This is a genomic window from Roseomonas fluvialis (assembly GCF_022846615.1).
GTDB classification, from domain to species: Bacteria; Pseudomonadota; Alphaproteobacteria; order Acetobacterales; family Acetobacteraceae; genus Neoroseomonas; species Neoroseomonas fluvialis.
The window spans coordinates 2,765,826-2,787,471 of sequence record NZ_AP025637.1; the positions used below are offsets into that span (position 1 = coordinate 2,765,826).

General features: G+C 69.9%; 21 protein-coding genes. 13 read left to right on the top strand and 8 right to left on the bottom strand.

From position 1 onward, the window contains the following. Window positions 1–3: 3 nt before the first annotated feature. The 6 genes from MWM08_RS13395 to MWM08_RS13420 are packed head-to-tail and all read left to right on the top strand — an operon-like array spanning window position 4 to window position 5,278. Complete coding sequence (locus tag MWM08_RS13395) at window positions 4–1,134, top strand: carbon-phosphorus lyase complex subunit (RefSeq protein WP_244406935.1); 1,131 nt, start codon at window positions 4–6, stop codon at window positions 1,132–1,134. Continuing rightward, window positions 1,131–2,015 carry an alpha-D-ribose 1-methylphosphonate 5-phosphate C-P-lyase PhnJ gene (locus MWM08_RS13400; RefSeq protein WP_244406936.1) on the top strand — a complete coding sequence of 295 codons (885 nt, stop codon included), beginning with the start codon at window positions 1,131–1,133 and terminating at the stop codon, window positions 2,013–2,015. Before MWM08_RS13395 ends, MWM08_RS13400 begins: the two co-directional genes overlap by 4 nt. Next, window positions 2,012–2,767: a phosphonate C-P lyase system protein PhnK gene (phnK, locus tag MWM08_RS13405; RefSeq protein WP_244406937.1), complete on the top strand. Its 756-nt coding sequence runs from the start codon at window positions 2,012–2,014 to the stop codon at window positions 2,765–2,767. Before MWM08_RS13400 ends, phnK begins: the two co-directional genes overlap by 4 nt. Then, a complete protein-coding gene (gene phnL, locus MWM08_RS13410; protein WP_244406938.1) occupies window positions 2,764–3,462 on the top strand; it encodes a phosphonate C-P lyase system protein PhnL in 699 nt (232 codons plus the stop codon). Before phnK ends, phnL begins: the two co-directional genes overlap by 4 nt. Next, window positions 3,459–4,601, top strand: coding sequence for an alpha-D-ribose 1-methylphosphonate 5-triphosphate diphosphatase (locus MWM08_RS13415; protein WP_244406939.1), 1,143 nt, complete (start codon window positions 3,459–3,461; stop codon window positions 4,599–4,601). The genes phnL and MWM08_RS13415 overlap by 4 nt, the downstream gene beginning before the upstream one ends. Continuing rightward, on the top strand, window positions 4,598–5,278 hold the full coding sequence (locus tag MWM08_RS13420) for a DUF1045 domain-containing protein (RefSeq protein ID WP_244406940.1): 681 nt from the start codon (window positions 4,598–4,600) through the stop codon (window positions 5,276–5,278). The genes MWM08_RS13415 and MWM08_RS13420 overlap by 4 nt, the downstream gene beginning before the upstream one ends. On the opposite strand, the gene phnN is transcribed toward MWM08_RS13420, so the two are convergent. Beyond that, a complete protein-coding gene (gene phnN, locus MWM08_RS13425; protein WP_244406941.1) occupies window positions 5,244–5,795 on the bottom strand; it encodes a phosphonate metabolism protein/1,5-bisphosphokinase (PRPP-forming) PhnN in 552 nt (183 codons plus the stop codon). The genes MWM08_RS13420 and phnN overlap by 35 nt on opposite strands. Window positions 5,796–5,874: 79 nt before the next feature. Here phnN and MWM08_RS13430 point away from each other — a divergent pair, with 79 nt between their 5' ends. Genes MWM08_RS13430 through MWM08_RS13440 form a run of 3 tightly spaced genes read left to right on the top strand, consistent with a single transcriptional unit; the run spans window position 5,875 to window position 9,391 of the window. Then, a complete protein-coding gene (locus MWM08_RS13430; RefSeq protein ID WP_341482816.1) occupies window positions 5,875–7,713 on the top strand; it encodes a gamma-glutamyltransferase family protein in 1,839 nt (612 codons plus the stop codon). Then, window positions 7,713–8,570 (top strand): hypothetical protein, encoded by an 858-nt coding sequence (locus tag MWM08_RS13435; protein WP_244406942.1) that lies wholly within the window; start codon window positions 7,713–7,715, stop codon window positions 8,568–8,570. Before MWM08_RS13430 ends, MWM08_RS13435 begins: the two co-directional genes overlap by 1 nt. 2 nt (window positions 8,571–8,572) lie before the next feature. Further along, window positions 8,573–9,391 (top strand): amidohydrolase family protein, encoded by an 819-nt coding sequence (locus tag MWM08_RS13440; RefSeq protein WP_244406943.1) that lies wholly within the window; start codon window positions 8,573–8,575, stop codon window positions 9,389–9,391. Window positions 9,392–9,438: 47 nt separating this feature from the next. Here MWM08_RS13440 and MWM08_RS13445 read toward each other — a convergent pair whose 3' ends face one another. Both MWM08_RS13445 and MWM08_RS13450 read right to left on the bottom strand, forming a co-directional pair. Next, window positions 9,439–11,025: an ABC transporter substrate-binding protein gene (locus tag MWM08_RS13445; protein WP_244406944.1), complete on the bottom strand. Its 1,587-nt coding sequence runs from the start codon at window positions 11,023–11,025 to the stop codon at window positions 9,439–9,441. 61 nt (window positions 11,026–11,086) lie between these two features. Then, on the bottom strand, window positions 11,087–11,578 hold the full coding sequence (locus MWM08_RS13450; RefSeq protein ID WP_244406945.1) for a flavodoxin family protein: 492 nt from the start codon (window positions 11,576–11,578) through the stop codon (window positions 11,087–11,089). Between the two features lie 41 nt (window positions 11,579–11,619). On the opposite strand from MWM08_RS13450, the gene MWM08_RS13455 reads away from it, so the two are divergent. Beyond that, on the top strand, window positions 11,620–12,015 hold the full coding sequence (locus MWM08_RS13455; protein WP_244406946.1) for a carboxymuconolactone decarboxylase family protein: 396 nt from the start codon (window positions 11,620–11,622) through the stop codon (window positions 12,013–12,015). Window positions 12,016–12,086: 71 nt separating this feature from the next. On the opposite strand, the gene MWM08_RS13460 is transcribed toward MWM08_RS13455, so the two are convergent. The 5 genes from MWM08_RS13460 to MWM08_RS13480 all read right to left on the bottom strand — a co-directional run bounded on the left by MWM08_RS13460 (window position 12,087) and on the right by MWM08_RS13480 (window position 20,291). Continuing rightward, the gene (locus MWM08_RS13460; RefSeq protein WP_244406947.1) at window positions 12,087–13,847 is read right to left on the bottom strand and encodes a thiamine pyrophosphate-dependent enzyme; all 1,761 of its coding nucleotides are present in this window, start codon (window positions 13,845–13,847) and stop codon (window positions 12,087–12,089) included. Between the two features lie 55 nt (window positions 13,848–13,902). Next, on the bottom strand, window positions 13,903–17,028 hold the full coding sequence (locus MWM08_RS13465) for an efflux RND transporter permease subunit (RefSeq protein ID WP_244406948.1): 3,126 nt from the start codon (window positions 17,026–17,028) through the stop codon (window positions 13,903–13,905). A 6-nt stretch (window positions 17,029–17,034) separates the two neighbouring features. After that, window positions 17,035–18,144, bottom strand: coding sequence for an efflux RND transporter periplasmic adaptor subunit (locus MWM08_RS13470; protein WP_244406949.1), 1,110 nt, complete (start codon window positions 18,142–18,144; stop codon window positions 17,035–17,037). Window positions 18,145–18,225: 81 nt separating this feature from the next. Then, window positions 18,226–19,218 carry an ABC transporter ATP-binding protein gene (locus MWM08_RS13475; RefSeq protein WP_244406950.1) on the bottom strand — a complete coding sequence of 331 codons (993 nt, stop codon included), beginning with the start codon at window positions 19,216–19,218 and terminating at the stop codon, window positions 18,226–18,228. Further along, complete coding sequence (locus MWM08_RS13480; RefSeq protein ID WP_255751341.1) at window positions 19,215–20,291, bottom strand: ABC transporter ATP-binding protein; 1,077 nt, start codon at window positions 20,289–20,291, stop codon at window positions 19,215–19,217. The genes MWM08_RS13475 and MWM08_RS13480 overlap by 4 nt, the downstream gene beginning before the upstream one ends. Window positions 20,292–20,455: 164 nt before the next feature. Between MWM08_RS13480 and MWM08_RS13485 the strand changes: the two genes are divergently transcribed. The 3 genes from MWM08_RS13485 (at window position 20,456) to MWM08_RS13495 (ending at window position 21,628) form a co-directional block, all read left to right on the top strand. Next, the gene (locus tag MWM08_RS13485; RefSeq protein WP_244406951.1) at window positions 20,456–20,989 is read left to right on the top strand and encodes a papain-like cysteine protease family protein; all 534 of its coding nucleotides are present in this window, start codon (window positions 20,456–20,458) and stop codon (window positions 20,987–20,989) included. A 40-nt stretch (window positions 20,990–21,029) separates the two neighbouring features. Further along, window positions 21,030–21,284: an Lrp/AsnC ligand binding domain-containing protein gene (locus MWM08_RS13490; protein WP_244406952.1), complete on the top strand. Its 255-nt coding sequence runs from the start codon at window positions 21,030–21,032 to the stop codon at window positions 21,282–21,284. An 80-nt stretch (window positions 21,285–21,364) separates the two neighbouring features. Beyond that, window positions 21,365–21,628 carry a hypothetical protein gene (locus MWM08_RS13495; protein ID WP_244406953.1) on the top strand — a complete coding sequence of 88 codons (264 nt, stop codon included), beginning with the start codon at window positions 21,365–21,367 and terminating at the stop codon, window positions 21,626–21,628. Window positions 21,629–21,646 lie beyond the last annotated feature (18 nt).

Sequence of the window (21,646 nt, forward strand, 5' to 3'; positions counted from 1 at the left end):
GCGATGTATGTCGCAGTCAAGGGTGGCGGGCGCGCGATCAGCGCGGCGCATGCCTGGCTCGACGAGACGCGGCGCGGCGACCCGTCGCTGCCGGAATTGACCGTCGCGCAGATCGAACAGCAGATGGGCCTCGCGGTCGATCGCGTGATGGCGGAAGGGTCCTGCCATGATCGCTTCCTGGCGGCGCTCGCGATCAAGCAGGCGAAGGGGGACCTGATCGAGGCCGCCTTCCTGCTGCGCGCCTATCGCACCACGCTGGTGCGCTTCGGCGCGTCAGAACCTGTGGAGACATCCGCGATGCGCCTGCGCCGGCGCATCAGCGCGACCTACAAGGACCTGCCGGGCGGCCAGGTGCTGGGGCCGACCTTCGACTACACGCATCGCCTGCTCGACTTCGCGCTGGCGGCCGAGGGCGTGGAACGCGACGCGGCGCCGCAGGCCGGCACGCCGGTCGCCGCCGTGCCGCGTGTGACCGAGATGCTGGCCCGCGAAGGCTTGATGCAGCGCGAACCGCTGGATGATACGGAACCGGGCGACCTGACGCGCCAGCCCCTCGCCTTCCCCGCCGCGCGGCCGGTGCGCCTGCAGAACCTGGCGCGCGGCGACGAGGGCTTCCTGCTGGCGCTGGGGTATTCCACGCAGCGCGGCTACGGGTCGAACCACCCCTTCGTCGGCGAAATCCGCGTCGGCCATGTCGGCGTGGAATTCACCCCGCCCGAGCTCGGCTTCGCGATCGATATCGGCGAGGTCGCCATCACCGAATGCCAGATGGTCAACCAGTTCAAGGGGAGCCGCACCGAACCAGCGCAGTTCACCCGCGGCTACGGACTGGTGTTCGGCCATGGCGAGCGCCGCGCAATGGGCATGGCGCTGGTCGATCGCGCTTTGCGCGCGCAGGAACTCGGCGAGGACATCACCGCCCCGGCGCAGGATGCGGAGTTCGTGCTCTATCACTCCGACAACATCGAGGCGACCGGCTTCGTCGAGCACCTGAAGCTGCCGCACTACGTCGATTTCCAGAGCGAGCTCGAGAACCTGCGCACCATCCGCCGCAGTGCCGTCGCGGCCGGCGCCGCGCCGGGGGCCGTCACGGAGGGCGCCGCGCAGACCGCCAGCGCGGAGGCTGCGGAATGACGCCGCCGGACGCCCCGCGCGCCACCGGCGTAACCGACGGCTACAACTTCGCCTACCTGGACGAGGCGACGAAGCGGATGATCCGCCGCGCCATCCTCAAGGCCGTTGCGATTCCTGGCCACCAGATCCCGTTCGGCGCGCGCGAGATGCCGCTGCCCTATGGCTGGGGCACGGGCGGCATCCAGGTGACGGCCTCGATCCTCGGGCCCGACGACGTGCTGAAAGTGATCGACCAGGGGGCCGACGACACCACCAACGCCATTTCCATCCGCCGCTTCTTCACGCGCGTCGCCGGCGTCGCCACCACAGAGAGCACGGCGGAGGCGACGATCGTCCAGACCCGCCACCGCATCCCCGAACGCGCGCTGCGCGAGGACCAGGTGATCGTCTACCAGGTGCCGCAGCCCGAACCCCTGTCCAGGCTGGAACCCCGCCGTGCCGAGACCGAACGCCTGCATGCGCTGGCCGACTACGGCCTGATGCATGTGCGCCTATACGAGGACATCGCGCGGCTCGGCCATATCGCGAAGGCCTACGACTATCCGGTGATGGTGAACGGGCGCTATCTGATGTCGCCCTCGCCCATCCCGGCCTTCGACAATCCCAAGATGCACCGCATGCCCGCGCTGCAATTGTTCGGCGCGGGGCGCGAGAAGCGCATCTACGCCATCCCGCCGTATACCGAGGTGCGCAGCCTGGATTTCGAGGACCATCCCTTCCGCCCGATCCGCGCACCACACGCCTGCGCGCTGTGCGGCAGCACCGAGAGCTACCTGGACGAGGTGCTGACCGACGATGCCGGTGGGCGGATCTTTGTCTGTTCCGACACCGACTACTGCGGCGAACGCCAAGCCGCCGCCGCCAAGGCCGCCGCCGAATGACCGCGCTGCTCACCGCCCACGGCCTGAACCTGCGCTTCGGCGCCATCCCCGCGCTGGTCGATGTGTCCATCGACATCTCGGCCGGCGAGGTCGTCGCCATCGTCGGCGAATCCGGCTCCGGCAAGACCACGCTGCTGCGCGTGCTGTCGGGCATGATGGCGCCCGACGCCGGCACGGTGCGCTGGCTGGGCGACGACCTGCACGCCATGGGCGAGGCCGCGCGCCGCCGCCTGATGCGCACCGACTGGGGGTTCGTGCACCAGAACCCGCGCGACGGGCTGCGGCTGAACGTCTCGGCCGGCGGCAATGTCGGCGAACGCCTGATGGCGGTCGGCGCGCGCCACTACGGCAATATCCGCGAACAGGCGATCGAATGGCTGCGGCGCGTGGAAGTGGATGCGTCGCGCATCGACGACCTGCCGCGCACCTTTTCGGGCGGCATGCAGCAGCGCCTGCAGATCGCGCGCACGCTGGTCACGCGCCCGCGCCTGGTGTTCATGGACGAACCGACCGGTGGGCTGGATGTGTCGGTCCAGGCGCGGCTGCTCGACCTGATCCGCGGGCTGTCGCGCGAACTGGGGCTCGCGGTACTGATCGTCACGCACGACATCGCCGCGGCGCGGCTGCTCGCCGACCGGATGCTGGTGATGCGGCGCGGCGAAGTGGTGGAACAGGGCCTGACCGACCGCGTGCTGGACGACCCGCAGCATCCCTATACGCAGCTGCTCGTCTCCTCGGTGCTTGCGGCATGACCCCCGCATTGCGCACCGAAGGCCTGGGCAAGGCCTTCACGCTGCACCTGCAGGGCGGCGTGCGGATTCCTGTGCTGGGTGGCGTCGACCTCACCGTGCATCCGGGCGAATGCGTTGCCTTGTGGGGGCCATCGGGTGCGGGGAAATCCACCCTGATGCGCTGCCTCTACGGCAACTACGGCGCAGGTTCTGGGCGCATCATCCTGCGCCATCGCGGCGACGAGCTCGATCTCGCCACCGCCACCCCGCAGCAGGTGATCACGGCCCGGCGCGAGACGCTGGGCTACGTCTCGCAATTCCTGCGCGTCATCCCGCGCGTCGCCACGCGCGACATCGTGGCGGAACCGCTGGTCGCCCGCGGCATGCCGCGCCAGGAGGCCGCCGCGCGCGCCACCACCCTTCTGCACCGCCTCAACCTGCCCGAACGCCTGCACAGCCTGCCGCCCGCCACCTTCTCCGGCGGCGAACAGCAGCGGGTGAACCTGGCGCGCGGCTTCGCGCCTGGATATCCGGTACTGCTGCTCGACGAACCCACCGCGAGCCTCGACGCCGCCAACCGCGCCGTCGTCATTGGACTGATCCGCGAAGCGAAGGCACAAGGCAGCGCCATCATCGGAATCTTTCACGATGCCGAGGTGCGCGAGGCCGTGGCCGACCGCCTGTACGACGTACTCCCCCACCAGGACGCTGCATGACCATCGAGACCATCCTCACCAACGCCATCCTGGTGCTGCCGGACGCGACGCTTCAGGGAACCCTGGTGATCCGTGACGGCGTCATCGCCGCCATCGACCCAGGCCGCAGCCACGCGCCCTCCGCGCGCGACCTCGAGGGCGACCACCTGATCCCCGGCGTGGTCGACGTGCACACCGACAACCTCGAACGCCAGGTGCAGCCGCGGCAGAATGCGCGCTGGCCCTCGCGGTCCGCCATGATCGCGCATGACGCGCAATGTGCCGCCGCTGGAGTCACCACGGTGCTCGATGCGCTGTGCCTCGGCGACCTCGGCTTCGACCAGGGGCGCGGGCAGACCTTCCTGGACGGCGTGGCCGACCTCGATGCGCTGGCGCATACCGGCGCGCTGCGGTCGGAACACTTCCTCCACCTGCGCTGCGAATTGCCCGCGCCTGACATGGTGCCCGCGCTCGACCCCGTGGCGGACCACCCGCTGGTGCGCATGGTCAGCCTGATGGACCACTCGCCGGGCGTCGGCCAGTACCGCAACATTCCGCGCTATGTCGCGATGCGCATCCGCCAGACGCAGATGACCGAGGAGCAGGTCAACGACCGCATCGCCTTCCTGCTGGCGCAGCGCGAACGCCTGCGCGGCCCGCAGCGCGCCTGGCTGCTCGATCGCATCCGCCATCGCGACCTGCCGCTCGCCTCGCATGACGACGACACGCCCGACGACGTGCGCACGAACCTGGCCGACGGCATCACCATCAGCGAATTCCCGGTCACGATGGAAGCCGCGCAGGCCGCGCGTGATGCAGGGGTCGAGGTGATCGCCGGCGCGCCCAACATCGTCCGCGGCGGCAGCCATTCCGGGAATGTCGCCGCCGCCGACCTGGTGCGCGCGGGTGCCGCGGATGCCTTCGCGTCGGACTACGTGCCGGCCTCGATGGTCGAAGCGGCGTGGCGCACGGCGGAGGAGACCGGCATCACGCTCCCCGCCGCCATCGCCATGATCACCGACCGCCCCGCGCGCATGGCGCGGCTGGCCGATCGCGGGCGGCTCGAAGCCGGGATGCGCGCCGACCTCGTGCAGGTCCGCCCCTTCCAGGGCCACCCCGTCGTCCGCCGCGTGTGGCGCGAGGGCAGCCGCGTCGCATGACGCCGCATCGCCTGGCGCTGTACTGGGCGCCCGCCGAGGACGACCCGCTGCATGCGCACGGCTCCGCCTGGCTCGGCCGCGATGCCGCGACGGGGGATGCGCTGCCGCAGCCGGTGCTGGAAGGCATCGACCTCGCGCAGGTCACGTCCGACCCGCGCGGCTACGGCTTGCACGCCACGCTGAAGCCGCCCTTTCGCCTGCGCCACGGCTATGCCGCCGCGCGCGCCGACGTCGTGGCACTCGCCGCGCGCACCGCGCCCTTCGACCTGCCGCCGCTGGCCGTCCACGACCTCGATGGCTTCCTCGCGCTGCGCGAGACCGCGCCCTGCCCTGCCCTGCACGCCTTCGCCGATGCCTGTGTGACGGCGCTCGACGACCATCGCACCCCACCCGACGCCGCGGAGGTCGCGCGCCGCCGCCCCGAACGCATGTCGCCGGCGCAGCGCGCGCACCTCGACCGCTGGGGCTACCCCTATGTCTTCGAGGAATGGCGCTTCCACGTCACGCTGACGCGGCGCCTGACGACCGACGAGAAGGCGGTACTGATGCCCGCCGTCACCGCATTCCTGGGCGATGCTCCGTCGCGCCCGCGCCGCGTCGACGCCATCAGCCTGTTCGTCCAGCCCGCGCCGGGCGCGCCCTTCACCATCGCCGAGCGTCTTCCGCTGCGCGGGTGAGTTGCGCCACGACCCGCGCCGCCCCCTCCTCAGGCGTCGCGTCGTTCATCACCGTCACCACGTCGAGACCCGGCGGCAACGCGGACTCGCGCGCCAACCGCGCGGCGATGTCTGCCGCGTCCTCGCGCCCCCGCGCCGCCAGTCGCGCCGCGAGCACCGCAATCGGCGCGGTGATCACCAGCACGCGCAGCGGATAGCGCGCCGCCGCCTCCGCCAGGACGCCACGCGACAGGTTCGCCACCACCACGCGCCCGGCTGCCATCTGGTCCTCGATGCTGCGCGGAATGCCGTAGGACAGCCCGTGCGCCTCCCACCACAGCGCGAAGCCGCCGGCCGCGCGCTCCGCCGCGAATTCCGGCGCGGACAATGCACGATGATCCTCACCCCCCGCCCCGGCCGGGCGCGTGATGGCGCGCCGCACGAAGACGAAGCGCGCATCGCCCGCCAGCCGCGCCCGTGCCGCACCCATCAGCGTATCCTTGCCCGCCCCGGACGGGCCGACCACGGCCAGCAGCATCGCCTTCGCTCCCGCAGGATTGACGCGCCCCCTGTGCTGCGCGACGACGTCCGAAGCAAGCCCCGGGGGATACGCGCCGATGCCCGTCGACCGCATGGCAACCATCGGCTTCCCGGCCAAGGAGCCGCCCAGCATGTTCACCACCCGCCCCGAGATCATCGGCACCTTCGGCGCCGTCGCCTCCACCCATTGGCTCGCCAGCCAAGTCGGCATGTCCGTGCTGGAACGCGGCGGCAATGCCTTCGATGCCGCGGCTGCGGCCGGATTCGCGCTGCAGATCGTCGAACCCCACCTGAACGGCCCAGGCGGCGATTGCCCCATCATCCTGCATAGCGCGCGCACCGGCGCGCAGCAGGTCATCTGCGGCCAGGGTCCGGCGCCCGCGGGGCTGACGGTGGCGCACATGAACAGCCTCGGTGCCGAGATCATGCCGGGCACCGGCCTGCTCGCGACGCCGGTGCCCGGCGCCTTCGACGCCTGGATGCTCATGCTGCGCGACCACGGCACCTGGTCAGTGCGGGACGTGCTGTCCTGCGCGATCGGCTATGCGCGCCACGGCGCACCCATGGTGCCGCGCGTGCGCGCCACGATCGACAGCGTGCGCCCGCTGTTCGAATCCGAATGGCCGACCTCGGCCGCGCTGTGGCTGCGCAATGGCGGACCGGAGCCTAACGCGCTCTACGCCAACCCGACGCTGGCCGACACCTACGCCCGCGTCGTGCGCGAGGCCGAGGACGCCGGCGGCAGCCGTGAACACCAGGTCGATGCCGCCCGCGCCGCATGGTACCGCGGCTTCGTCGCCGAGGCGGTGGGGCGCTTTGCCGCGAGCACCGAGGCGATGGACACCTCCGGCCAACGCCACCGCGGCGTCATCACCGCCGACGACATGGCCCGCTGGTCCGCTACCATCGAAACGCCGCTCACGCTCGACTACCACGGCCACACCATCCTGAAATGCGGGCCCTGGAGCCAGGGCCCCGCCATGCTGCAGACCATGGCCTTGATGTCGGGCTTCGATGTCGCCGCGATGGACCCGGTCGGCGCCGACTTCATCCATCACGTCATCGAAGCCATGAAGCTCGCCTTCGCCGATCGCGAGGCCTTCTACGGCGACCCGGACTTCACCGACGTGCCGATGCCGACACTGCTGTCCAAGGCCTACACCGACGCGCGCCGCGCGCTGATCGGCCCCACCGCGAACAACGACTTCCGTCCTGGCAGCCCTGATGGCCGCGCGCCACGCACCGACTACGCGGCCGCGCTGCGCCGGTCGCAGGAACTCGCCGCCGCGATGGGCTCGGGCGAACCCACCGTCTCGCGCCTCGGCGCCTCGGGCGGCGATACCTGCCATGTCGATGTCATCGACCGCCACGGCAACATGGTCAGCGCCACGCCGTCCGCCGGCTGGCTGCAATCCTCGCCCACCATTCCGGAACTCGGCTTCTGCCTGGGCTCGCGCTGCCAGATGTTCTGGCTGGACGAATCCCTGCCCAACGGCCTCAAGCCCGGCAAGCGTCCGCGCACCACGCTCTCGCCCTCGATGGTGCTGCGCGATGGCAAGCCCTGGATGTCCTTCGGCACGCCGGGCGGCGAACAGCAGGACCAGTGGCAGGCCATCATGCTGCTGCGCATGGTCAACCACGGCTTCAACATCCAGCAGGCGATCGACCTGCCTGCCTTCCATTCCGAACACTGGATCAGCAGCTTCTGGCCGCGCGGGGCGAAGCCCGGCAAGGTCGTGATCGAAGGCCGCTACGACATGGCCGTGCTGGCCGACCTGGCCGCCCGCGGCCATGCGGCGGAGATGGGCGGCGAATGGTCCGAAGGCCGCCTGACCGGTGCGCGGCGTGAACCCGACGGCACCATCCGCGCCGGCGCCAATCCGCGTGGCATGCAAGGCTACGCGGTAGGGCGCTGATGCGCGTCCTGCTCGCCATCATCCACTACTTCAAGGCCGAGGAAGGCTCGACGCATTCCTCGACCGACGCGCATCGGCGCGACCAGCGCGCGACGGTGCTCCGCGGCGTGATCGATTCCTGGCGCGGCACCTTCGGCCCCACCACCACGCTCGACATCGAGCACAAGCGCTTCGAGCGCATCCGCGGCAGCGTCGATGGCCTGGATATCTGCGTCGTCACCAACGGCACCGACCATTTGCTGGACGACGCACACGCCAAGGCGCGCGGCGTGCGCCACATCAAGGTGCAGGTCGACAACCCGCGCATGCTGGGCTTCGCCGCGCGGCGCATCTTCGCCGAGACCCGCAACGCCTACGACCTGTTCTGCCAGTCCGAGGACGACCTGCGCGTCGCCGACGCCGGCTTCTTCGATCGCATCATGGCCTTCCAGGACGCCTTTGGCTGGAAGCGGCTGCTGATGCCCAACCGCTACGAATGGAACCCCGCCGGCCCCACGCTGAAGACCTGGATCGACGGCGACCTGCGCCCCGGCGCCATCTCGCGCTGGACCGACGCGCTGCCCGACGAACCGCTGCTCGGCCTGCGAACGCCCGGCCGCGGCGCCATCACCTTCCGCCGCGCCGCCAACCCGCATAGCGGCTTCTGCGCCGTCACCGCGCAGCAACTCGCGCATTGGTCGCGGCAGGCGCACTACCTCGATATGGATTGCGGCTTCATCTCGCCGCTCGAAAGCTCGGTCACGCTCGGCGTGATGAAGACCTTCCCGATCTACAAGGCCTTCGGCCCGGATGCGGGGTTCTTCGAGATCGAGCACCTCGACACCCGCTTTTCGAACATGAAGCTGCCCGGAGCCTGACCATGCGGATCATCGACGCGCAGGTGCATATCTGGGGCAGCGGCACGCCCAGCGGCGACCACCGGCAGGTCTCCGCCTTCACCGTCGACGAATTGCTGGCCGAGATGGACGAGGCCGGCGTGGATGCCGCCGTCCTCCACCCGCCGGTCTCCTGGGACCTCGATGCCAATGCGCTATGCGAGGCGGCGGCCGCGCTGCACCCGCAGCGCCTGTGCATCCTGGGCCAGGTGCCGCTCGACCAGCCCGCGACCAGCCGCCCCTTGCTCGCGACCTGGCGCGAACGCCCCGGACAATGCGGCCTGCGCTACCCGCTGGTGCGCGCCGACCAGCAGACCTGGCCCTTCGACGGCACGATGGACTGGCTCTGGCCCGCGGCGGAAGACGCCGGCCTGCCCGTCGCGACGCTGGCCTGGCGCTTCCTGCCCGAGCTCACGCGCATCGCCGAACGCCATCCAAACCTGCGGCTCATCATCGACCATTGCGGCGTGAAACGCGGCGGCAAGGGTGCGGATGCCTTTGCGGAGGTGGACGCCGCCTGCGCGCTGGCGCGCTTCCCGAATGTGGCGCTCAAGGCGACGGGCGCGCCATGCCATTCGCTGCTGCCCTATCCCTTCCGCGACATCCATGACGGGCTGCACCGCCTGTACGACGCCTTCGGCCCGGACCGCTTCTTCTGGGGCACCGACATCACGCGCATGCCGTGTTCCTGGCGCCAGTGCATCACGCTGTTCACCGAGGAACTGCCCTGGCTGCAGGGGCCGCAGATGGAGCGCGTGATGGGCCAGGGCATCGCCGACTGGATCGGCTGGCGCGCCGCCTGACGCCGCGCGCAGCCGCCACGCCAACACTGCGTGCTGACGCGGCCGCGTCAGTCCACCCTGATCTCGCGCACCTGCACCTGGTTGTCGGCGCGGTGCGCCACCGTGACACCCGTGCGATGCGCCCAGGGGATCATCATGTGGTACATCGGGATGTGGCCGAGTTGCGCGTTGTGCAGCGCATGCGCCTGGCGGATCAGGCCGCGCCGCGCCTCGGGGTCCTGCTCCGCGTCGATGCGCGGCAGCAGCGCATCGAACTCCGCATTGCTCCAGCCGCCGGCATTCCAGGTAGCGGCACCACCCACGCTGCGCGACGCCATGATGGCGCGCAGGGTGTAGCTGGCGTCGAAGGTCGGCACACCCCAGGACAGGCCGTAGAACATCGGCTCCTGCCGCCGCACGCGCTGCGAGAACACCGCATTCGGATGGATGGTCAGCGTCGCGCGGATGCCAACGCGCGCGAGCATCCCCGCCACCGCCTGGCAGGCTTCGTCATAGGTACCCACCGGGCAATCGAAGGGCACGCTGAACCCGTTCGGATAGCCCGCTTCCGTCAGCAGCGCGCGCGCCCGATCGGGATCGTAGGGCGTGCGGCGATCGGCATCCTGCGACCAGCCATTCACGTATTGCGTCCACATGCTGCCGGTGGGCACGCCCTGCCCGCGCAGCGTGGTCCGGCGCAGCGCATCGAGGTCGAGCGCATGCGCCACCGCCTGGCGCACGCGCAGGTCGCGGAACGGGTTGCGCCCGCGCACGTCGCTGCCCGCGAGTTCATCCACGTCCTGCCGCATGCCGAGCCAGACGGTGCGGTTCTCCTGCCCCTCGAGCACGCGCAGGCGCGGGTTGCGCTGGATGCGCGCGACATCCTGCACCGGCACGACATGCACCATGTCCACCTCGCCCGACAGCAGTGCGGCGATCCGCGTGGCGTCGGAGGTCAGCGTGACGTGATGGTATTCCGTGACGTTGCCGGTCGCGGTGCTGGCACCCCACCAGGCCGGATTGCGCACCATGACGGTGCGCTGGTCGACCTCGCGCGAGCGGATCACGAAGGGGCCGGTCCCGTTGGCGTTGCGGACGGTGTACGTCTCCTCCCGCTGCGCGAAGTTCTGCGGCACGGTGGCGCGGTTGGCCTCCGACCAGCCGCGATCCATGATCATGATGCGCGTCATCTTGTCGGGCACGACGGGGTCGGGCACGCGGGTGACGATGTCCACGGTCAGGCGGTCGCGCGCTTCCGCCGAGACCACGGTATCGACGAAGATGCCGTAGTTGGAGGTCAGCGCCAGCGCGCGCTGGATCGAGAACACCACGTCATCGGCCTCGAAGGCCTCGCCGCCGGCGAAGCGCACGCCGTCGCGCAGATGGAAGCGCCAGCGCGTCGGCTCCACCTGTTCCCAGCGTGTCGCCAGCCCGGCATGGACCTTCAGGTCGTCGCCGCGCCAGGTCAGGCCCTCATAGACCTGATGCACCACCAGGAAGGTGAACAGCGCATTGGTCGCATGCGGGTCAAGCGTGGCGGCATCCACGCTGGTCGCCATTCGGAAGACCCGTGGCTGCGGCGCCTGCGCCACCGCGGCCTGCGCCCCCAACATGGCGGCGACTGCGCCACCCAGCATCCAGCGCCACTGCGTCATGCGATCGGTCTCCGTCTCGGGGTTGAAGCGACTGTGCCGCCTTCGCGCCCGCGCGACAACGTCAGAAGGCGCCGATTTCCATGCCCGCCGCGAGCGTCGCGCCGAGTTCCACGCAGCGGGCGAGATCCTCCGCCGCAATTGTCTTCGGCGCCAGGATCGCCTCGGGCGTCTGCGCGCGCGTGCACACGATGATCGGCTCCGCCACCGCGCGCAGGCGCCAGCCCGTCGCGATGCGCGCCACCTGGCGCACGACATTCGAACCGTCGCTGCCCGCGCAGACCATCAGCGCATAGGGCCGCCCCTCGATGCGCCCGAGCACCGGGTAGTAGGCGCGGTCGAAGAAATCCTTCATCGGCCCGGCAATGGCGGCGAGTGTCTCAGGTGTTGCGAAGACATAGCCATCGGCGCCGAGCACATCGTCCGGCGTCGCCGCGCCCGCGTGCAGCAGCCGCACGCGCACGCCGTGTTCGGCGGCCGCATCCGCGGCAGCCTGCGCCATGGCGCGCGTACCGCCGGTGTTGGAATGCCAGACCACCAGCAGCGTCTTCGTCATGCGCGGCGACCGCGCCTAGGATGGCCGCAGGAGGACCCATCATGACCGACGAAGCCGCCCACGACGCCCTGCGCACCACCGGCCGCACCGCGATGCGCGAGGTGCTGGGCGACGCCTACATGGCGAAGCGCGATGCCTCCACCACGCCGCTCAACCAGGCGCTGCGGCACCTGTCGGAGGAATTCCCCTACGCGTCGTTGTGGACGCGCGACACGCTGACGCGGCGCGAACGCAGCATGGTGACGATCGGCATGCTGGTGGCGCTCAGCCAGCACCACGAACTCCGCGGCCATCTGGTCGGCGCCATCAACAATGGCTGCACCGAAGAGGAGATCGCGGAGGTCATCACCCATGCCTGCGCCTATGCCGGCTTCCCCGCCGCGATCGCCGCGATGCGCACCGCCGAGGAGGTGCTGCGCGACATCCGCAGCACCTGAACAGCCGGGTTTCGCGCGCAGCCGACACGCCAACCCCGCGGACCGGTACGCCCGGCGAAGGGCGCGCCGTATCAGCGCGGCCGCGGCCCGGTCCGGCGTGGGGCGGGCGTGCGCACCGCCTGCGCGGGCACCGGCGCCGCCGCACCCGCCGCCTTCGCCGCCTGCGCGCGCAGGTCGGCGATGGTGGCGCGGTTGGTCACCTGCTCGGGGTTGGTGCGCACCTCGACCACCGCGGGCTTGCCGGACGCCAGCGCGCGCTTCACGGCGGGCACCAGCTGCTCGGTCGTCTCGACGATCTCGCCATGGCCGCCGAAGGCCTCGATGAACTTGGCGAAGTCCGGGTTGGTCAGCGCCGTGCCCGAGACCCGCGCCGGATAGGTGCGTTCCTGGTACATGCGGATGGTGCCGTACATCTGGTTGTTGAACACCAGGATCACCGGGTTCACCGCGTGATGGAACGCGGTCGCGATTTCCTGCCCCGTCATCAGGAAGCCGCCATCGCCCACGAAGCCGATCACTGCGCGATCGGGATAGGTGATCTTCGCGCCGATCGCCGCCGGCACCGCATAGCCCATCGCACCGTTGGTCGGCCCGAGGAAATCCTGCTTCTCGCCGAAATGCATGAAGCGGTTGGGCCAGGTCGCGAAATTGCCCGCGTCCGTCGTGAAGATGGTGTCCTTGGGCAGTTCCTTCTCGAGCGCCTGCAGCGCCACCGCCAGGTTCAGCGGGCCTTCGTAGTCGGGCGGCGTCGCCTGCGCGACGCGCAGCGCACGCAATTCCCTTGTCCATGCGGACCAGGCCGGCTTCTTCACCGCCCCCGCCGCCTTGGCCGCCGCGGCGAAGGCATTGACCTCGCTCACGATGCCGAGCGCGGGCCGGTACACCCGCCCGATCTCAGCCTGGTCGGGATAGACATGCACGATGGGCGTCGCGCCCGCCATGTCGAACAGCGTGTAGCCTTGGCTGACCGGCTCGCCGACGCGCGTGCCGATCGCGAGGATCAGGTCGCTCTCCTTCGCCTTCGCGACCAACCCGGCATCCGCACCCACGCCCAGGTCGCCCACGTAGTTGGGCGAGGTGCCATCGAACAGCCCCATGCGACGGAACGCGACGCTCACAGGCAGGTCATTGGCCAGCAGCCAGTCGCGGATGTCCGCCTTGCCCTGGTCGGACCAACGCGACCCGCCCAGCACCACCAGCGGGCGTTCAGCGGCCGACAGCATCTTCATCAGGCGCGGCAGTGCATCGGGGGCGGGGTTCGGCGGCAGCACATCGGCGGGCCCGATATCCGGCACCGAGGCCATGCGCTTCTGCATCTCCTCGCTGATCGCGACAACCACCGGGCCAGGCCGGCCCGACGTCGCGACATCGAAGGCATGCGCCATCAGTTCGGGGATGCGCTTCTCGTCGTCAATCTGCGTGACCCACTTCGCGAGCGGGCCGAACATCTTGCGGTAGTCCACTTCCTGGAAGGATTCGCGGTCGGTCTCCTCGACCGGGATCTGCCCCACCAGCAGCACCAGCGGCGTGGAATCCTGGAAGGCGACATGCACGCCGATCGCGGCGTGGCAGGCGCCAGGCCCGCGCGTGACGATCGCCACCCCTGGCTTGCCGGTCAGCTTGCCGTAGGCTTCCGCCATATGGACCGCGCCGGCTTCGAAGCGGCAGGTCACCAGCTGCAGCCGGTTGCGCACCGCGTACAACCCATCGAGCAGGTCGAGGTAGGATTCGCCCGGCACGCAGAAGGCATGCGTGACACCCTGCGCCACCAGCGCATCGGCCAGCAGCTTGCCCCCCGTGCGCCCCGCGATGGCGCGACGTCCTTCAGTCATCCGGCTATTCCCCCGTCGGCATGGCGCCGGAGGCTACCCCGTCCCGCGCCGCGCGTCACTCCGCCGGCTGCGGCCCGTGCCCCTTGCCGCGGTTCGTCTCGAGCGCGGCCAGCTTCGCGGCGATGGCCCCGATCGGCTTGGTGTAGGGGGCGAGCAGCAGGTACAGCGCCGGCACCGCATAGAGCGTCACGAAGGTCGACAGCGTGATGCCGCCCACGATCACGACGCCCAGCGCCGAACGGCTCTCGGCCCCCGCGCCCGTCGCCATCGCCAGCGGCACCGCGCCCAGCACGGTCGCGATCGATGTCATCAGGATCGGCCGCAGCCGCACGACGGACGCCTCCAGCACCGCGTCACGCACGCTCATGCCCCGGTCGCGCAGCTGGTTGGCGAATTCCACGACAAGGATGCCGTTCTTCGCCATCAGCCCGATCAGCAGGATCATGCCGATCTGGCTGAACACGTTGAGCGACTGCCCCGTCCACCACAGCGCCAGCAGCCCGCCGGTGATCGCGAGAGGCGTCGACAGCAGGATCACGAAGGGGTGGATGAAGCTCTCGAACTGCGCCGCAAGCACCAGGAACACCACCAGCAGTGCCATCGCGAAGGTCAGATAGAGTGCGCCCGAGGATTCCCGGAATTCCAGCGACTGCCCGCGATACGAAATGCGCGCATCGCCCGGCAGGACCTCGCGCGCCACGCCATCCATGTAGGCCAACGCATCGCCCAGCGAGTAGCCCGGCGCGAGCGACGCTGTGATGGTGATGGCGCGCACACGGTCCTCGCGCGACAGCGTCTGCGCGCGCGCGCGCTCGGACATGGTCACGATGTTCGACAGCGGCACCAGCCCGCCCGAGGCCGTGCGCACGAATACGTTCTGCAGGTCATAGGGCGACAGCCGTGCCTCCTCGGGCGCCTGCAGCAGCACCTTGTATTCCTGCCCGCCCACGACATAGGTCGTGACCTCGCGCGAGCCCATCATCGTCTCGATGGTGCGTCCCACCGCGGCAATCGACACGCCAAGGTCGGCAGCCTTGCGCCGGTCGATCTCGACCCGTACCTCCGGCTTGGTCTCCTTGAAGTTGTGGTCGAGGTTGAGCAGCCTCGGGTTCTCCCGCGCGCGCGCGAGGAACTGGTCGCGCCAGCCGATCAGCGTGTCGTAGTCCGGCCCGCCGATCACGAACTGCACCGGCGGCTGGAAACCGCGCGCGCCGAGCGAGGGCGGGTTCAGCGCGAAGCCGCGCACGCCCGGGATCTGCGCGATCTGCGGAAATACCTCGGCGGCGATCTGCTGCTGCTTGCGGCTGCGCTCCGCCCAGGGGGCCAGGCGGATGAAGATGTTCGCCACATTGCCCACCGCGGGGCGCGAGAACCCGCCGACGGTCGCGAAGACCGCCACCGCCTCCCCGTTTTCGACATAGCGCTGCAGCAGGCGTTCGATCTGCAGCACGTGTTCCATCGTGTAGCCGAAAGACGCGCCCTCCGGCCCCGTGGTCGGAATGATGACCACGCCGCGATCCTCGGTCGGCGCGAATTCCTTGGGCAGCGCCGCATAGAGCACGACCGCGAAGGCCGACAGCAGGGCCGACGCCCCCAGCACCAGCACGGGCGCGCGCAACGCGCGGTCCAACGTCCAGCGCAGCGACCCGTTCAGCGCCAGGAAGAACGGCTCGGTCACGCGGATCAGCCAGGATTCGCCCTCGTGCGGCTTCAGCAGCTTCGAACACATCATGGGCGTGAGCGTCAGCGCGATCAGCCCCGAGAACACCACCGAGGCCGCCAGCGCGAGCCCGAATTCCGTGAACAGCCGCCCGGTATTGCCGCCCATGAAGGATAGCGGCACGAAGACCGCGACCAGCACCAGCGTGGTCGCGATGACCGCGAACGCGATCTCGCGCGCCCCCAGCAACGATGCCAGCAGCGGGTCCTCGCCTTCCTCGATGCGTCGATGGATGTTCTCCAGCACCACGATCGCGTCATCGACCACCAGGCCGATCGCCAGCACCAGGCCCAGCAGCGTCAGCACGTTCACCGAGAATCCCAGCGCGGCCGTCGCGATGAAGGACGCGATGATCGACACCGGGATCGCCACGGCTGGAATGATGGTCGCGCGCACCGACCGCAGGAACAGGAAGATCACGCCGACAACGAGGGCGAGCGCGATCATCAGCGCGTGCTCGACCTCGTAGATCGACTGGCTGATGAACAGGCTCTCGTCATAACCGACGATGACGTCGATCCCCTCGGGCAATGACGGCCGGATGCGCTCCATCTCGGCCTTCACGCCATTCGCCACCGACAGCGTATTGGCGGTGGATTGCCGCAGGATGCCCAGGCCGATGGCGGGCCGACCGTTGATGCGATAGGCGCCGCGCGTATCCTCGGCGGCGACCTCGACGCGCGCCACCTCGCCCAGCAGCACCTGCGCACCGGTCGCTGCGCGCGTCACCACGATCTCGCGGAACTGTTCGGGCCGGCTCATGCGGGAATCCGTGCGCACGGTCAGTTCGCGCGCCGTGCTCTCGATCCGCCCGCCGGGCAGTTCCACATTCTCGCGACGGATCGCGTCCTCGATGTCCTGCACCGTGAGGTTGCGCGCCGCCAGCGCCTGGCGGTCGATCCACACGCGCATGGCGAAGCGCCGCTCGCCCTGGATCAGCACCTGCGCGACCCCCTCGACGATCGCGAGCCGGTCCACGATTCGACGTCGCGCGATATCCGTCAGGTCGAGCGGCGTGAGGCGGTCCGACGCCAGCGCGATCCACAGGATCGGCCGGCTGTCGCCATCCACCTTCGCCACCACGGGCGTATCCGCCTGTTCCGGCAGCCGCGCCAAGGCGCGCGCAACACGGTCACGCACGTCGTTCGCCGCGCTGTCCACGTTGCGCGAAAGCAGGAACTCCATGGTGATCTGGCTGCGCTCGTCACGCGACTGCGACGACATCACCTTGATGCCCTCGATCCCGGCGACCGCGCCTTCCAGGATCTCGGTGATCTGGCTGTCCACCACCGGGGCCGACGCGCCGCGATAGGTCGTGGTAATCTGGATGATGGGCGGGTCGATCGCCGGGTATTCACGGATCGGCATGCGCATCAGCGCAAAGATGCCGAGCACGGTCAGCAACAGCGAAATCACGGTCGCGAAGACCGGCCGCTTGATCGAGACGTCGGAGAGCACCATCGCCGTTCAGCTCGTCGGTCGTGTCAGGGTTTCGACCACCCGCACGGGCAGGTCGTTGCGCAGGCGCTGGATGCCGCGCACCACCACCGGCTCGCCGGCATTCAGCCCTTCGCGGATCTCGACCTCTCCGGGCAGCCGCAGGCCCAGCTTCACTTCCTGGCGCCGCGCGCGCCCGTCGCGCACCACGAAGACGAAGGCGCGGTCGCCCACCGGGTCGATCGCCTCCTCGGCCACCAGCAACGCGCGGTCGCGTTCCTCGAGCACCAGTTCCACCGTCAGGAACAGGCCAGGTCGCAGCGCCTCGTCCGAATTGTCGAATTCGCTGATCACGCGCACCGATCGCGTCGCGGGGTCGATTCGCGTGTCGATCACCGCGACCGTGCCGCGGAAGCGCCGGTCCCCATAGGCGATGCTGCGCGCCGTCACGGCGCTGCCCACGCGGATGCGCGCGAGATGCACCTCCGGCACCGAGAATTCCACCCGCACCCGCGCCGTGTCATCCAGCGTGGTGATCACCGTGCCCGGCTGGATCAGCGCGCCCGGGCTCACCTGGCGCAGGCCGACGCGCCCGGCGAAGGGTGCATTGACGCGCAATTCCTCGAGCCGCGCATCCGCCTGGCGCACCCGCCCCTCCGCCTGGCGCGCCAGCGCTTCCAGCGTCTCGAGCCGCTGCGCCGCGATGGTCTGCCCGGCCTGCAACTGTCGCGCACGCACCAGCTGGTTCCGCGCATCGTCCATCAGCGCCCGCGCCTGGTCGAGCTCGGCACGCAGTGCGGCGGCATCGAGCTGCACGAGCGTCGACCCCGCCTCGACCAGCTGGCCTTCGCTGAAGTTGATTGTCTCGACGATGCCCGCGACCTTGGAGGTGATGGTCACCGCCTCGCGCGCGCGCACCGTGCCGACGCTCTCGACCTTGTCCACCACCTGGGCCACGCGCACCGGCTGCACGATCACGCCGACCGGGCCGCCCGGCCCGCCGCCGCGACCGCCACCCTGCGCGGGCGGCGCCTGCAGGCCAAGCATCTCCAGCGGCGGCTTCAGCCCGACCTTGTCACCGTAGAAATGCCACCCCGCCCCGGCAGCACCGACCAGGGCCAGGACAGCCAGCTGCGTCATCGTCCGCATGAGGTACCCGCTTCGGCGTCACACCTATGTGACCATGCCTGCCGTAAACAGCAAGCGCCGAAGGCCGGTGCGTTACGCAGCATTCACTTTGATACAACGCGTCATCCGCCCCGGCCCGGCCGGCACCGCGGGCGGCACACCGGCCAGGCAGGCGGGTTCGGCCAGTGCGCAGCGCGGGGAGAAGGCGCAGGTGGTCGGCGCCGTCTCGAGCCCCGGCGGCGCGCCGGGAATCGTCGTCAGCCGCTTCCCCCGCATGCCCGGATGCACCGTCGCGCCCAGCAATCCCTGTGCATAGGGATGCAGCGGCCCGGCCATGAACGGGCCCACGCCGCCTTCTTCCACCACGCGGCCGGCGTACATGACGGCCACACGATCGGCGATCTCGCCGGCCACGCCCAAATCGTGCGTCACGAAGATCACGCCCATGCCGAGGCGTTCCTGCAATTCGCGCAGCAGCAGCAACACCTGGATCTGCACCGTGGCATCGAGCGCCGTGGTCGGTTCGTCGGCCAGCAACAGCTTGGGCTTGCAAGCCAGCGCCACCGCAATCATGGCGCGCTGCCGCAGCCCGCCCGACAACTCATGCGGGTAGGCCGCGAGGCGCCGCTTGGCCGATGGGATCTGCACCAGTTCCAGCAATTCCAGCGCGCGCGCATCGGCCGCCGACCGCGACACACCCTCGTGCCGCTGCACGGCTTCGGCAATCTGCCGGCCGATGGTGAAGACCGGGTCGAGCGCGGTCATCGGCTCCTGGAAGATCATCGCCACGTCGCCGCCGCGGAAATCCGACAGCTGGCCCTCGCTCATGGCCTGCACGTCGCGGCCGGCCACCTCGATCGATCCTTCGACCTTGGCGAATTTCGGCAGCAGCTTCATCAGCGCGCGCAGCGTGACCGACTTGCCCGACCCGGACTCGCCCAGCAGGCACAGCACCTCCCCCTGCGCGAGATCGAGGTCCACGCCGTTCACCGCATGCACGGTACGATCGCGGTTCTTGAACAGCACGGACAGGTTCCGCGCGCGCACCAGCGGCGGCGCGGCGTCCATCTTCACGGCCGCGCTCATGCCGCCACCTTCGGCGCCGCGCTGTGCCCGCTGCCGGGAATGACGGCGTGGCAGGCGGCCTCGTGCCCCACGGTCAGGCCGGAGACCGGCGGCTCGCGCTCCGCACAGATGCCTTCGGCCATCACGCAGCGCGTGCGGAAGCGGCAGCCTGAGGGCGGATTGACCGGGTTGGGCGGATCGCCCGTCAGTGGCGGTTCGGTGCGCCGCCGCGCCGGGTCCATCGACGGCCGCGAGGCCAGCAGCGCGCGGGTATAGGGATGCGCCGGGCGGTCGTAGATTTCCTCGACCGGCCCCTGCTCCGCCACCTTGCCCAGATACATCACCAGCACGCGGTCACTGATGTACTGCACCACGTTCAGGTCGTGGCTGATGAAGGCGTAGGTCAGGCCGAACTTGTCCTTGAGGTCGACCAGCAGGTTCAGCACCTGCGCCTCGACCGACTTGTCGAGCGCGCTGACGGGTTCGTCCAGGATCACCAGGCGCGGCTGCAACGCGAGCGCGCGCGCGATGTTGATGCGCTGCCGCTGCCCGCCCGAGAGTTCATGCGGATAGCGCCGCGCGAACTGCCCCGGCGCCAAGCCCACCGCCGCCAACAATTCATGCGACCGCTCCCGCGCCTCATACGCGGACACGCCATGCACCTTGGGCGCGAAGGCGATGGTCTCCTCGATGGTCAGGCGCGGGTTCAACGACGCGTAGGAATCCTGGAACACCATCTGCACCTGGCGGCGATATTCGCGGATCGGCAGCCCGCCGGTCTGGTCGTTGGCGCCGACCTTCTCGCCGTCGAACACCATCTCCCCCGCATCGGGGTCGAGCAGACGCATCAGCAGCCGGGCGGTGGTGGATTTCCCGCAGCCCGACTCACCGACGATGCCCAGCGTCTCGCCCTTGCGGATCGAGAGGCTCACGCCGTCCACCGCGCGGACCTCGGCCACCTTGCGGCCCAGCAGCCCGCCGCGGATCGGGAAATGCTTCACGAGGCCCGAGACCTCGAGCAGCGGCTGGGCGGGGCCGCCCCGGTCGGGCGCCTGGGTGAATTCGGTCATGTGGTCCTGGCTAGCAACACTCATGCCGCCTCCCCCGGTGCCGCGACTCCGCCCTGCAGGGCGGGCCTGCCCAAGCCTTGGGCGATGCAACCCGCCGGCGCATCCCAAGGGGGCACGAAAAGCTTCATCCCCCGTGCCGGCTCATGCTGCCACAGTCGTGCCGCAATCCACCATGGCCGGAGGCCCCCATGTCGATCAGCATCGGTAACCATCGGATCCCCGGCCGCAGCCGGTCGAACGCCGTCTCCTCCGCCGGCCCCTCGCTGCTGCTCGACGTGCCGCTGGTCGGCCAGGTGCAGGGCATGGACTGCTGGTACGCCGCGGCCTGCATGGTCGCCTACTACCAGGAGGCCGGGCCGCGGCTGGGCCTGCCCACTGTCTGGCAGGCCGACAAGGGCCTCAGCTCGACCGCCTTCCCGCAGCTTGCCCAGGTCGAGGGGCTGGTGCCCGTCCCGATGCCGAGTGGCACGCATGCCCTCGGCAACTACGACCTGTTCCAGCTGCTGATCAACTACGGGCCGCTCTGGGCCGCGGGTGACTGGTATGGCTTCGGCCATGTCATCGTCGTCACCGGCATCGAGGGCGACACGGTCCACATCAACGACCCGGACGACCAGCAGGGCGGCGATGACGGTCGCCGCGCCACCGAGACCATCACCTGGTTCAACGACCATGTTTGGTGGGACGTTGCCGGCTCCCTGATGTACAAGCCGGCGACGTAGCCACGCACCTCCGCGCGGCGCCGCAGCGACGGAACCGGCCATGCGCGCCATATTCGTGATGATCAAGTGCGAGATGGGCCAAGCCTACCGCGTGGCCCGCGAAATGGCCGATGGCATCGAGGAACTGTCCGAGATGCACTCGGTCTCCGGCCAATACGACCTGCTGGGGAAGTTCTACCTCGCGGCCGACCGCGACATCGGCCTGTTCGTCGTCGAGCGCATCCAGACCGTCGCCGGCGTGAAGGACACCTACACGCTGCAAACCTTCAACGCCTTCTCCGGCGCCCAGGCCTGATTAAGGCGCGGCGCCACGATGGCGCCGCAACGAAAACATGGAGGGCGTGCAACCTTCTCACGACCAGGAGGACCTGCACCATGCGCCTGCTCCCCGCCATCGCCCTCTCCGCCAGCCTCGCGCTCGGCGCCTGCACCTACCCGGATGGCTCGCCGGACTACGGCAGCACGGCGGCGCTGGGCATCGGCGCGGCGGCGCTGGTCGGCGTCGCCGCCCTCGCCGCCAGCAGCAACAACAACAATCATAATGATGGCTACTATCGGCGCGACTACCGCCGGCATGGCGGCTACCGGCAGGACCACCGCTACGCCTATCGCGGGGATCGCGGGTATCGGCGCTGGTAGAAAGGCAAGGCCGGGGGA

Bases quoted from the DNA above. Each gene is read 5' to 3' on its own strand.
- MWM08_RS13440 (WP_244406943.1), top strand. From the start codon at position 8,573: ATGCGGATCATCGACGCGCAGGTGCATATCTGGGGCAGCGGCACGCCC.
- MWM08_RS13455 (WP_244406946.1), top strand. From the start codon at position 11,620: ATGACCGACGAAGCCGCCCACGACGCCCTGCGCACCACCGGCCGCACC.
- MWM08_RS13475 (WP_244406950.1), bottom strand. From the start codon at position 19,218: ATGAGCGCGGCCGTGAAGATGGACGCCGCGCCGCCGCTGGTGCGCGCG.
- MWM08_RS13445 (WP_244406944.1), bottom strand. From the start codon at position 11,025: ATGACGCAGTGGCGCTGGATGCTGGGTGGCGCAGTCGCCGCCATGTTG.
- MWM08_RS13430 (WP_341482816.1), top strand. From the start codon at position 5,875: ATGCCCGTCGACCGCATGGCAACCATCGGCTTCCCGGCCAAGGAGCCG.
- MWM08_RS13480 (WP_255751341.1), bottom strand. From the start codon at position 20,291: ATGAGTGTTGCTAGCCAGGACCACATGACCGAATTCACCCAGGCGCCC.
- MWM08_RS13435 (WP_244406942.1), top strand. From the start codon at position 7,713: ATGCGCGTCCTGCTCGCCATCATCCACTACTTCAAGGCCGAGGAAGGC.
- phnN (WP_244406941.1), bottom strand. From the start codon at position 5,795: ATGCTGCTGGCCGTGGTCGGCCCGTCCGGGGCGGGCAAGGATACGCTG.
- MWM08_RS13395 (WP_244406935.1), top strand. From the start codon at position 4: ATGTATGTCGCAGTCAAGGGTGGCGGGCGCGCGATCAGCGCGGCGCAT.
- phnL (WP_244406938.1), top strand. From the start codon at position 2,764: ATGACCCCCGCATTGCGCACCGAAGGCCTGGGCAAGGCCTTCACGCTG.
- MWM08_RS13485 (WP_244406951.1), top strand. From the start codon at position 20,456: ATGTCGATCAGCATCGGTAACCATCGGATCCCCGGCCGCAGCCGGTCG.
- MWM08_RS13460 (WP_244406947.1), bottom strand. From the start codon at position 13,847: ATGACTGAAGGACGTCGCGCCATCGCGGGGCGCACGGGGGGCAAGCTG.
- MWM08_RS13490 (WP_244406952.1), top strand. From the start codon at position 21,030: ATGCGCGCCATATTCGTGATGATCAAGTGCGAGATGGGCCAAGCCTAC.
- MWM08_RS13420 (WP_244406940.1), top strand. From the start codon at position 4,598: ATGACGCCGCATCGCCTGGCGCTGTACTGGGCGCCCGCCGAGGACGAC.
- MWM08_RS13400 (WP_244406936.1), top strand. From the start codon at position 1,131: ATGACGCCGCCGGACGCCCCGCGCGCCACCGGCGTAACCGACGGCTAC.
- MWM08_RS13450 (WP_244406945.1), bottom strand. From the start codon at position 11,578: ATGACGAAGACGCTGCTGGTGGTCTGGCATTCCAACACCGGCGGTACG.
- phnK (WP_244406937.1), top strand. From the start codon at position 2,012: ATGACCGCGCTGCTCACCGCCCACGGCCTGAACCTGCGCTTCGGCGCC.
- MWM08_RS13415 (WP_244406939.1), top strand. From the start codon at position 3,459: ATGACCATCGAGACCATCCTCACCAACGCCATCCTGGTGCTGCCGGAC.
- MWM08_RS13495 (WP_244406953.1), top strand. From the start codon at position 21,365: ATGCGCCTGCTCCCCGCCATCGCCCTCTCCGCCAGCCTCGCGCTCGGC.
- MWM08_RS13465 (WP_244406948.1), bottom strand. From the start codon at position 17,028: ATGGTGCTCTCCGACGTCTCGATCAAGCGGCCGGTCTTCGCGACCGTG.
- MWM08_RS13470 (WP_244406949.1), bottom strand. From the start codon at position 18,144: ATGACGCAGCTGGCTGTCCTGGCCCTGGTCGGTGCTGCCGGGGCGGGG.